At 55.4% G+C, this 10,477-nt stretch carries 13 protein-coding genes and 1 tRNA gene; 9 read left to right on the forward strand and 5 right to left on the reverse strand.

The genetic code is table 11. The features are described 5' to 3' along the window. Positions 1-135 precede the first annotated feature (135 nt). Together HZS52_RS02930 and HZS52_RS02935 are read left to right on the forward strand one after the other, a co-directional pair. Positions 136-615: a hypothetical protein gene (locus HZS52_RS02930; RefSeq protein ID WP_027958197.1), complete on the forward strand. Its 480-nt coding sequence runs from the start codon at positions 136-138 to the stop codon at positions 613-615. A 120-nt stretch (positions 616-735) separates the two neighbouring features. Continuing rightward, positions 736-1,749, forward strand: a complete 1,014-nt coding sequence (locus HZS52_RS02935; RefSeq protein WP_190374121.1) for a DUF1853 family protein — start codon at positions 736-738, stop codon at positions 1,747-1,749. Between the two features lie 20 nt (positions 1,750-1,769). Here HZS52_RS02935 and proB read toward each other — a convergent pair whose 3' ends face one another. The 4 genes from proB to rplU all read right to left on the reverse strand — a co-directional run bounded on the left by proB (position 1,770) and on the right by rplU (position 5,066). Continuing rightward, positions 1,770-2,909 (reverse strand): glutamate 5-kinase, encoded by a 1,140-nt coding sequence (gene proB, locus HZS52_RS02940; RefSeq protein ID WP_190374122.1) that lies wholly within the window; start codon positions 2,907-2,909, stop codon positions 1,770-1,772. Positions 2,910-3,072: 163 nt separating this feature from the next. Continuing rightward, positions 3,073-4,260, reverse strand: coding sequence for an Obg family GTPase CgtA (gene cgtA, locus HZS52_RS02945; protein ID WP_190374123.1), 1,188 nt, complete (start codon positions 4,258-4,260; stop codon positions 3,073-3,075). Between the two features lie 207 nt (positions 4,261-4,467). Then, entirely contained in the window at positions 4,468-4,725 is a 258-nt protein-coding gene (rpmA, locus tag HZS52_RS02950; protein ID WP_008957069.1) for a 50S ribosomal protein L27, read from the reverse strand. A gap of 29 nt (positions 4,726-4,754) precedes the next feature. Next, on the reverse strand, positions 4,755-5,066 hold the full coding sequence (rplU, locus tag HZS52_RS02955; protein WP_022520761.1) for a 50S ribosomal protein L21: 312 nt from the start codon (positions 5,064-5,066) through the stop codon (positions 4,755-4,757). A gap of 334 nt (positions 5,067-5,400) precedes the next feature. Between rplU and ispB the strand changes: the two genes are divergently transcribed. From ispB to HZS52_RS02990, 7 genes are all read left to right on the forward strand, one after another. Beyond that, on the forward strand, positions 5,401-6,405 hold the full coding sequence (gene ispB / locus HZS52_RS02960; protein ID WP_009287882.1) for an octaprenyl diphosphate synthase: 1,005 nt from the start codon (positions 5,401-5,403) through the stop codon (positions 6,403-6,405). A gap of 100 nt (positions 6,406-6,505) precedes the next feature. Beyond that, positions 6,506-6,582: transfer RNA gene (locus tag HZS52_RS02965), tRNA-Pro, on the forward strand. Positions 6,583-6,743: 161 nt separating this feature from the next. Then, a complete protein-coding gene (locus tag HZS52_RS02970) occupies positions 6,744-6,929 on the forward strand; it encodes a YlcI/YnfO family protein (RefSeq protein ID WP_223828038.1) in 186 nt (61 codons plus the stop codon). Positions 6,930-7,258: 329 nt separating this feature from the next. Next, the gene (locus HZS52_RS24735; RefSeq protein ID WP_190374124.1) at positions 7,259-7,441 is read left to right on the forward strand and encodes a type II toxin-antitoxin system HicA family toxin; all 183 of its coding nucleotides are present in this window, start codon (positions 7,259-7,261) and stop codon (positions 7,439-7,441) included. A gap of 38 nt (positions 7,442-7,479) precedes the next feature. Beyond that, entirely contained in the window at positions 7,480-7,899 is a 420-nt protein-coding gene (locus HZS52_RS02980) for a type II toxin-antitoxin system HicB family antitoxin (protein ID WP_190374125.1), read from the forward strand. 295 nt (positions 7,900-8,194) lie between these two features. Further along, complete coding sequence (locus tag HZS52_RS02985; protein ID WP_176316341.1) at positions 8,195-8,374, forward strand: transcriptional regulator; 180 nt, start codon at positions 8,195-8,197, stop codon at positions 8,372-8,374. 70 nt (positions 8,375-8,444) lie between these two features. Continuing rightward, entirely contained in the window at positions 8,445-9,677 is a 1,233-nt protein-coding gene (locus tag HZS52_RS02990) for an MFS transporter (RefSeq protein WP_223828039.1), read from the forward strand. 10 nt (positions 9,678-9,687) lie between these two features. On the opposite strand, the gene HZS52_RS02995 is transcribed toward HZS52_RS02990, so the two are convergent. Then, positions 9,688-10,470, reverse strand: a complete 783-nt coding sequence (locus tag HZS52_RS02995) for a sulfite exporter TauE/SafE family protein (RefSeq protein WP_027958186.1) — start codon at positions 10,468-10,470, stop codon at positions 9,688-9,690. Positions 10,471-10,477 lie beyond the last annotated feature (7 nt).

The raw sequence follows: 10,477 nt of genomic DNA on the forward strand, positions 1-10,477 counted from the left end.
CAGCTTTGTCAGCTTAAGGAAAGTATCGGGGTGGTATAAATTCCCTGTCGCATTCGCTGAATGCCGTTTATTCACTGTTGTATAAACATTGACGTACAGACATTCTCGTACAGATACGTAAAGAAGGAATTTGCTATGAACACCATGAAAAAAATGCTGCTGATCCCGACCTCTGCGCTGCTGCTTGCTGCGGCTGCAGGGAGTGTCCAGGCCGACGATTCGCTGCCGATGGATCGCATTGATGACGTATTGACCCACGCCAATGACTACGGTTTCAGCCACTACGAAGAAGTTAGCATTAAAAGCCGTGGCCGCGTAGAGGTAGAAGGTTGGCTGGACGATGAGTGGTACGCCGATGTGGAATTTTCTCTTGATAACGGTGAAACGCTACAAGAGAAACGCGAGCGCCTGATTACCGGTGCCTGGGGTATGAGCGAAGACGATATCCGTCAAGCACTGGACGTAGCTAGCCAGGAGGGTATGGTTGAATTTGAAGATCTCGATATCGATAAAAGCGGCATCATCGATATTGAAGGCCGCGGCGAAGATGGCCGTGAGCTAGAAATCAGCGTCCGTCAGGGTTCTTCCGAAGTGACTCAAATTGACCGCGATTAATTTATCCAGCTAATCGCTTTGCGGGCTCCCCACGGGGAGCCCGCTGCGTTTATGGTAGGCTGACAAATCATGTAGCTAAAGTGATAGTGCTGACCTTATGAGGTTGCTGAGGAGATATCCGTGCTGAACGAAGGCGTTGATGGCGCGCTGGAGAATGTAGAACTCGGCAACACGGTGTCAGTGCTAAGAGATTTGGCTTGGCTGATCTCCACGCCTGATCTTGTGGTGCTTCCTCCGCCGATTCCCTGTGGAGGGCGGCCCACCATTAAAGAGTTAGGGCTGGAGAAAGCGCTATTGCCCTGGCTACGTAAGCTTGGCCTATCACCGCTAACCGCGTTGAACGGCAGCCGCGCAACGCGCATGGGCCATTACCACGAACGCCTGTGGCATATGCTATTAGATCACGCACCGAATACACGGCTGCTCGCCCGGAACGTGCGCATCACCCGCCAGCGCAACACCCTGGGCGAGCTGGATATGCTGTACAGAACCCGCGACAACCCGGCACCGATACATTTAGAAGTCGCTATTAAGTTCTACCTGGGGCTGCCTGAAGGGCCTGGGGCAGCCAATAGTCAAAGCCGCTGGATTGGCCCCGGCGGGTTAGACAGCCTGGCGCTTAAGTGCTCTCACCTCAGACGTCACCAGCTCCCCCTTTCCACCACGGCGCCTGCGCTGGAAACGCTTACGCATTGGCTAACGCCACGGGATCTGGGTGTTTCTGATCTGCGTTTAGGCGAGCAGTTAACCCAGCGGTTGGCGATGCCCGGCGTACTTTACTACCCCTGGCACGCCGCCATGCCAGCGCCCGAAGGCGCGACGGCTGATCATCGCCGAGGTACCTGGTGCTACTTACGTGACTGGCCTGCGCTGGCAGCCCGGTTTTCCACCATGCCGCGCATGGCGTGGTTGGAAAAACCTCACTGGCTGGCACCGCCACCCCTCAGCGCTTTTCGCCCTGCGGCGGAGCAGTTGCCCACCATTATCGAAAAGGTTCACGCCTGGCGCTCACCCCAGCAAGTAATGCTGTGCTTCTCAGAGCGGGAGCACAATGAACAACGCTACGAGCGGCTATTTTTGGTACCTGATGACTGGCCCCGGCAAGTGCCTCTACCGCCCCGCATTCGGGACTGAAAAACGACCAGAAGAAGCCTCTATATAACGACAAGGTTATCGCGATGGATCAGTTCATGGGCTTCCACGTAACCGAGGATGGCTTCGATCTGGTGGCTGGGCTGGCCCGCCAATTGGCGCGCTTCATCAGCGCCATAGTTGACCAAGCCTTTGGCCACTGACGCACCCTGCTCATCCACACACACCACCATATCGCCGCGTTTGAAACCGCCCTGTACATCGCGCACGCCCACTGCCAGTAGGCTTGAGCCTTTATCGCGCAATACCTTGACCGCCCCCGCATCCAGCACCAGCGTGCCACGCACCTGCAGTTGACCCGCCAACCAGCGCTTGCGTGCCGCCATGGGCACTTGGTCAGGACGCAGCAGCGTGCCTAGCGCTTCGCCCGACATTATCCGGTTGATTACGTCGGGCTGGCGGCCACTGGCAATCACCGTGACCGCCCCGGAGCGCGCCGCCAACTGCGCCGCGCGCACCTTGGTGGTCATACCGCCCCGCCCCAGCGCGCCACCGCTGCCTGCGACGGCGGCTAAGCGTGGGTCGTCGGCGCGCCCTTCGGCAATCATCTGGGCATCGGGGTTATGCCGTGGGTCGGCGTCAAACAGGCCTTCCTGGTCGGTCAATAGCAGCAGCGCATCCGCTTCCAGTAGGTTAGCAACCAGCGCGCCTAGGGTGTCGTTGTCGCCAAAGCGAATCTCATCAGTGACTACGGTGTCGTTTTCATTGATCACCGGCACCACGCGCATCTCTACCAACGTACGCAGCGCAGAGAGCGCATTAAGGTAGCGCTTGCGGTTGGAAAGGTCGTCATGGGTAAGCAGAATCTGCGCGGTGAGCATGTCGTGGCGGGCAAAGTGCTGCTCGTAGCATTGGGTCAGGCCATTTTGGCCTACCGCCGCAGCCGCCTGCAGTTCATGCACGGCGCTGGGGCGCACCTGCCAGCCAAGACGCACCATGCCAGCCGCCACGGCGCCGGAAGAGACCAGCACCACCTCAATCCCCTTCTGGTGCAAAGCGGCAATTTGATCCACCCAACCACCGATGGCGGGTTCGTCCAGGCCGCGGCCATCGTTAGTCAGCAGCGCACTACCAATCTTCACCACGACCCGCCGTGCACGGCTGAGCGCGCTGCGGCCCAGGATTTGCTCGTTACTTTCCATGCGACCCACCTCAATCAGACGCTAACAACTTAATCAGGCACTCATCACTAAATCAGCCACTTGCAACTTAATCAGACGCCCATAAAAGGGGCCGCGCGAACGCAGCCCCCTTTTTGCATACTACCGATTTTAGCTTACTACCGAATGCACCCGTTCAATACCACTAAGGGGCGTATTCGACTTCAACGTCGTAATCATCGTCGTCGAAATCTTCATCATCTTCATCGTCCCGCTTACGCCGACGACCCAAACGGTCTTCGGTACGCGCAACCGACTCTTCTTCCATGCGGCGACGCATCTCTTCTTCACGGGCCAGCGCCTCTTCATCTTCGTTCTCAAGGCGGCGCTGCTCGGTCAACCAGCGGTAAGCCGCCTGAACCAGCTTATCGGTGCCGTCGCTGCTGATCGCTGAAATGCGGAACACCGGGCCTTCCCAGTTCAGCGCCTGAATAATCTTCTGGGCGCGCTCTTCACGCTCATCTTCCGGCAGCAGGTCAAACTTGTTCAGCACCAGCCAGCGCGGCCGCTCAGAAAGCGCCGGAGAGAACTGACCCAACTCGTGCACAATCGCCTTGGCCGCTTCCACCGGATCAGACTCATCAAACGGTGCCACATCGACCACATGGAACAGCAGCCGCGTGCGGGTTAGGTGCTTCAAAAAACGTAGCCCCAATCCTGCGCCTTCAGAGGCCCCTTCGATCAAGCCCGGTACGTCGGCCATGACGAAGTGCTCGTGCATCCCCAGTTTCACTACGCCCAAGTTGGGCACTAAGGTGGTGAACGGGTAGTTGGCGACCTTGGGCTTGGCAGCGGACACCGAGCGAATCAGCGTCGATTTACCCGCGTTGGGCATGCCCAGCAGGCCGACATCGGCCATCACTTTCATTTCCAGGCGCAGGTTGCGGCGATCACCGTCGGTGCCCGTTGTGGTACGGCGCGGTGCGCGGTTGGTAGACGATTTAAAGTGGATGTTACCCAATCCACGCCGACCACCTTCGCCCACCAGCACCACCTGGCCAATTTCGGTCACATCGGCGATGACTTCCAGGGTGTCTTCATCAATCACCGTGGTACCCACCGGCACTTTGACGTGCAGATCTTCACCGGCCTTGCCGCTCATTTGACGACCCATGCCGCCCTGCCCGTTTTGAGCTTTATAGAAGCGCTGGAATTTAAAATCGATCAAGGTGTTAAGGGCATCGTCACCAATTAAGTAAACGCTACCACCATGACCGCCATCGCCCCCATCAGGGCCGCCTCTGGGCACATATTTTTCGCGGCGAAAGCTCAGACAGCCATTGCCGCCTTTGCCCGCCTCAACAATAATCGAGGCTTCATCGACGAACTGCATTGGATTCTCCCGGCCGCTTCCGCCGCCCTAATATGCACTGCTGTTTACCAAATTTTTTCCCAACCCTTTATTGCCACCAGCATACTGATTACAGACATAGTGTTAAGACATATTGGGAAAGGGTATTGGAAAAGAGATTTAACCGACAAAAAAGCCCCGCCATAGCGGGGCCTTTTTTCTCGCAACCGCGAGCATAGCACTAGCCGTTTAGGCAGAAACGATGCTAACGAACTTGCGGTTTTTCGGGCCTTTGGTCTCAAACTTCACAAAACCGTCGCTCAGTGCGAACAGTGTGTGGTCACGACCAAGGCCTACGCCCGTGCCCGCGTGGAAACGCGTGCCGCGCTGACGCACGATGATGTTACCCGCAGTCGCCGCTTGGCCACCGAAGAGTTTTACACCTAAGCGTTTGGACTCGGAATCGCGACCGTTACGCGTGGAGCCGGCTGCCTTTTTATGTGCCATTGCAAAATCCTCCTAAGGGAATTGACCGCTTACGCAGAAATTCCGGTAATTTTGACTTCAGTGAACCACTGGCGGTGGCCCTGACGCTTCATGTGGTGCTTACGACGACGGAACTTGATGATGGTGACTTTATCGCCGCGCCCGTGGGAAACCACTTCGGCAGAGACTTTAGCACCACTGATCATCGGCGCACCGATGTTGAAGTCATCGCCGTCAGCGACCATCAGCACTTCGTCAAACTCAATCGTTTCGCCGGTAGCGACTTCGATTTTCTCGAGCTTGAGGGTTTGACCTTCTTGAACGCGGTACTGCTTACCACCGCTTTTGATAACTGCGTACATGTCGCTCTCCGGACTGTCGTTAATGCCGTTCTAACGGTTAAACGGCACTCATCTCCTACGCTCTTTCGAGTCGTGCTCTTATCGACCTGCTGCGAGTGGCGCCCCTTTTGGAGCCATCTGACAGGGAGCAAGATGAGTGGGTCGCGGATTATAACGACTATCTTCTCTTACCACAAGACCATAGGCCGTTGTCAATTGACACGACCATCTCCTTATAACGGCATATCATAGCGTGACCACAGCGCGTGTCTTGACGCCTAACAGGCAGCCCCATAGCATGACCTCCACTATGGGCGGGAGTTACCGCCTCAATCTGCCGCGATGAACGTATCCCATGACCGCTAACGTCTCCTCAGCCCAGCCTGACAGCCCAACGCCTTCACCGCTGCATGCCGTGGTGGCCGATGATTTCGCAGCCGTCAATCGGACAATTGTCGAGCAGCTCAATTCTAAAGTGCCACTGGTTGAAACGATCGGCCAGTACATTACCGAAAGCGGCGGCAAGCGCTTGCGCCCTTTACTGGCACTCCTAGCCGCCCGCTCCCTCGACTACACCGGCGACAAGCATATTCCGCTGGCCACATTAATAGAGTTTATGCACACCTCCACGCTGCTACACGATGACGTGGTGGATGAATCGCATATGCGCCGGGGCAAGAAAACCGCCAACGACGCCTGGGGCAATGCGCCCTCGGTACTGGTCGGCGACTTCCTCTACGCCCGCTCGTTTCAGATGATGGTCGATGTGGGCTCGATGCGCATTATGGCGATCCTTTCCGGCGCTACCTGCATCATCGCGGAAGGGGAAGTGCTGCAGTTGACCAACATCGGCAACCCCAGCATCTCCGAAGAGGACTACTTCGAGACCATTTTGGGCAAAACCGCCATGCTGTTTGAAGCGGCTTCCCACAGCGGTGCTGTGCTGGCAGAAGCAACGCCGGAACAGGAGCGCGCTCTCCAATATTATGGCCGCTACTTAGGTCTCGCCTTTCAGTTGATCGATGACCTGCTGGATTACCAGGGCGACGCCGATGCCATGGGCAAAAACGTTGGCGACGACCTAGCCGAAGGCAAGCCGACACTGCCGCTGATCCACGCCATGGAGCAAGGCACGCCGGAACAGGCCAAGCTGATTCGCCAGGTGATTCGCGATGGCGGGCTTGAGCAGCTCGACGCCGTGCTGGAAATTATTCACGCCACCGGCGCACTCGACTATACCCGCCAGCGCGCCGAAGAGATGGCCGATAAAGCCCTCCAGCAACTGGACGCCCTACCGCCCAGCGTCTACCGCGACAGCATGGCCCAATTGGCCCGCTTAGCGGTTGATCGCCAAGCATAAAAATTGCTAGATCACACCGCCGAGGACTTGAAAAAACACCTCTGGCTAAGTATGATCCACCTCCGTTGTTGAGCACAGATAAGCATTGCTCGGCAACCTTCGGAATATAGCTCAGCTTGGTAGAGCGCTGCCTTCGGGAGGCAGAGGTCGTAGGTTCGAATCCTGCTATTCCGACCAAAAAATTTAGAAAAAACGGCCACTTAGCTAATATAGCAAGTGGCCGTTTTTTGTTGGTAGCAACACTAGGTTCCAAGCAGAAACATTAGAGGCTAGCAGCAAATGGCTAATACATCGCATACGCCGATAGCGTTGCCAGGCTACGCGACGAAGGCAAAATCTTGCTGCGTATTTTTCTGGATGAATGCCAAAAGCGCGACATTAAACCCACCAAGTCCTACTCTGGCAAGTTTCAGGTGCGCCTACCGGAAGAGCTGCACAAGCACGCCGCCGACGCCGCCACGACCAAAGGACAAAGCCTTAATCAGTTTGTAACCACCGCTATCGAACACGAACTTTCTGTTTAAGCAATTCAGCCGCTTCATTTTCCCAATGCCCTGTTTTAAAAACATAATCCCCGGCCATCCAATGGCCGATGGTCTTTGGTATCCGTCTCCTTACAGAAAAGCTGGCTCCTTCCAGCTCGCGCATCCAAGCGTCATAGCCAGCTCCTCAAGCCCCCATTGATGTAAGCCATTGCCGACAAGATTTGTAAAAGATCTCTTACACCGACAATCACCGGATAATCGACGGAACCACCCATTGAGTAAACTGGGGTTATCAGGGTTATAGAAGTTGATCCTTTTTAAACTCGGGGTTATAGTAACCCCAATAATTAACAGCACAGAGGCAGGAGGTGGATAGCAGAACACTGATAAAAGAACTGAAGAAAGATGGCTGGGAGTTGGTCAGAGTCAACGGCAGCCACTGCCACTTCAGGCAACCTACCAAGCCCGGCACGGTGACAGTGCCACATCCCAAAAAGAATTTGAAAACGGGCTTGGTAAGAGCAATCAGAAAAAGCGCCGGCCTCTTATGAGGTTGGCCACTGCTGCCCCCCATAAAGGAGATCAACGTATGTTGTTTCCCATTGCAATTGAGCGCGGCGACGAACAGCACGCCTATGGCGTCGTAGTACCCGATCTTAACGGCTGCTTTTCAGCGGGTGACACCTTTGAAGAGGCGTTAGCCAATGTGAAAGCAGCGATCGAAGGATGGCTGGAAGTAGCCGTGGACTATGGCGACTCCATTCCCGAAGCAACGTCTATTGAGCACCACATGGACAACCCTGAATACGCCGGCTGGATCTGGGCGGTGGTGGATATCGACCTGACCCCCTATCTGGGCAAAAGCCACAAGATCAACGTCACATTACCTGATTTACTGGTTAAGCAAATTGACGACTTTGTGGCCAGCCACCCCGGCGACAAAACCCGCTCGGGCTTTCTGTCCCGCGTCGCCATGGCCGAACTGGCCAGAGCACGCAAAGGCGCATAACCCAAGCAAAACAAAACCCCCGGCTACTCCAAATAGCCGAGGGTTTTTATTGCCGCATTATTCTGGCGAAGCGTTTCCGCAACGCGTGCTCTTAGGCGACACTTTCACTATGGCAAAGTTTTGCTAAGTTGCAAACAAGTAATTTAACGTTACGTAATGTAATAGTTCGCCTACACCGCCCAACACCTGGCTTGCCTTACCACCACCCCTTGAACTGCTGTGCGGTCACAAAACAGCCCTGGCCACCATTTGTTGGCACGCATCAACAGTACGACCACGTAAATGCGGAGACTGTATGATGAATATCCAGCCTATCCATAACGATGCCGATCCTGATCGTGCATTTGCTCGCCTAGAAGAGCTATGGGCCGCAGATGCTGGTACTCCAGAGGCTAATGAGCTTGAGGCACTCTCCTTGCTCATCAAGAAATATGAAGATGACCGCTACCCCGTTGGTTCTTCCCATAGCGCTTAACGGTTCGTAGCCGAACCTTACTGCTTGAGAAGTAGAAGGTAAAAAACACAAACATAGCACGCTAACAAACATGCTACGATTAGCGTTTGTGCTCTTCACTCTCTCCCCTCCTCTTGATATGGACAAGACTATTAGCCAATTAACGCATATTAAGGCCGTACTACTGTTTGCCAGCACCATGACCGTGATGTCGGGGGCAATTATCGCGCCTGCACTGCCGGGCATCAGCCGCCATTTTCCCGACCAGCCCCAGGTAGTGATCCAGCTGATTCTGACCCTGCCTGCGCTGATGATTACGCTGTTCAGTCCACTGATGGGCTATCTTGCTGACCGGTTTGGGCGCAAGAAATTGCTGCTGATGATGCTGGGCATCTACGGTTTTGCGGGGGGCGCGGGCTTTTTCATTGATCGCGTGGATCTGCTATTAAGCTCCCGTGCACTGATGGGGATTGCGGTAGCCGGTATTCTCAGTATCAGTACCACGCTGGTGGGGGATTATTTTGACAGCTCCGAACGCGCCCGTTTTTTGGGGCTGCAAAGCAGCTGCATGGCGCTGGGCGGGGTAATCTTTATTAACCTGGGCGGGCTACTTTCCGACTGGAGTTGGCGCGGCCCGTTTTTACTCTATATGACCGGTGTGCTGCTGCTTCCCTATGCCTGGGCGATTCTCCAAGAGCCTCAATCCAGTGATGGTGCCAGCCGCGATACAAGCGATGCGCCGGTAACGGTGGACTACGGGCGTACCTGTCTTGCTTACCTGATCGCCATGATCAGCATGACCATGTTTTATATGTTTCCCGCGCAGCTGCCCTTTCTGCTTTCCCAGCAGGGTCAAGTCAGCGGCGTAGCGATCGGCGTGGCGCTCTCGATGGCAGCCCTGACGGCCAGCATCGTGGCGTTTTGCTATGGTTACTACAAGCCGTTCCTGTCGGTGATGACCATCTATGTGCTCGGTTTTTTCCTGGCGGCCGCCGGTTTTTTGGTGGTGGGCTTCACCCAGAGTTACGCCATGGCCATCGTGGGTGCGGCGATCTCCGGTTTTGGCCTTGGCGCCTTTATGCCCAATACCACCACGTGGCTGATGCGGATCACTCCTCAACGGGTGCGTGGTCGGGTGTTTGGCGGTTTTACCTCGACCTTCTTTTTCGGCCAGTTTATCTCCCCGGTGGTGGTCGCCCCGGCGGTGATCTGGCTGGAGTCGTTGCGTAACGTGTTTACCGGCATGGCAGTCGTGTGCGGCCTGCTGGCCGTTGTCCTGATCATTCTAGGCAAGACGACGCTAAAGGCCGACAGCCAGCTTTGAGCATCAGCACTTACGCGGGCGGGTGAACCAACCCCACGACACTGACAAGAATCAGCACCGCGCCCAGCACACGAAAGAACAGCCCGGTGTTCGCTTTGAGCATATAGCGATGGGCTTTCTCGCCCACCAAATGGCCGATAAAGGCACAGGGCAGCAGCCACAGCTGGTGAATTAACTGAAGATCCACGCCTGCAATCAGGAACGAGACCATCTTGATCATCACCAGGATAAACCACAGCACAAACATGGTATCCCGCAGTTGCTCTTTGGCGACGTGAGTGGCGAATACCGCCACAATCAACGGCGCGCCAATCAGCGACGTACCGCTGACATACCCACCAAGCGCCAGCAGCACGTAGTCCACGTACTTGTTCTTGCTTTTGAACGGCTTATTCAATACATAGCCAATGGCATAGATGATCACAATGCCGAAAATGATACTGGTCATGACTTGTGCGGGCAGCGTTAACAGCCCCACTACCCCAATCAGCTTGGGGATGATCATGATTTTCAAGGCTTTGGTTAAATAACCCCAATCGATATTACTCTCTGGCGATGTGGTGCCCACGCCCGCTTGCTGCAGCTGGCGATGCCCACTCCAGGCGATCCAACTGGAGAAAATCAGCAGGTGAATGGCAATAATCGGCAAAAATACCAGTGGCTCGTTGACGACCAAAAGCAGGAAAGGCAGTGCCAGCACGGCACCGCCAAAGCCCAGGCTGGTTCGCACAAAACCGCTCCAGGCAAAAATTAGCCCGATCAGCGCATACTGGTACCAGAGTAGATCTGTCATGGTTCGC

Origin of the sequence: Vreelandella titanicae (assembly GCF_014697095.1) — a bacterium.
In the GTDB taxonomy this organism is placed as follows: domain Bacteria; phylum Pseudomonadota; class Gammaproteobacteria; order Pseudomonadales; family Halomonadaceae; genus Vreelandella; species Vreelandella titanicae.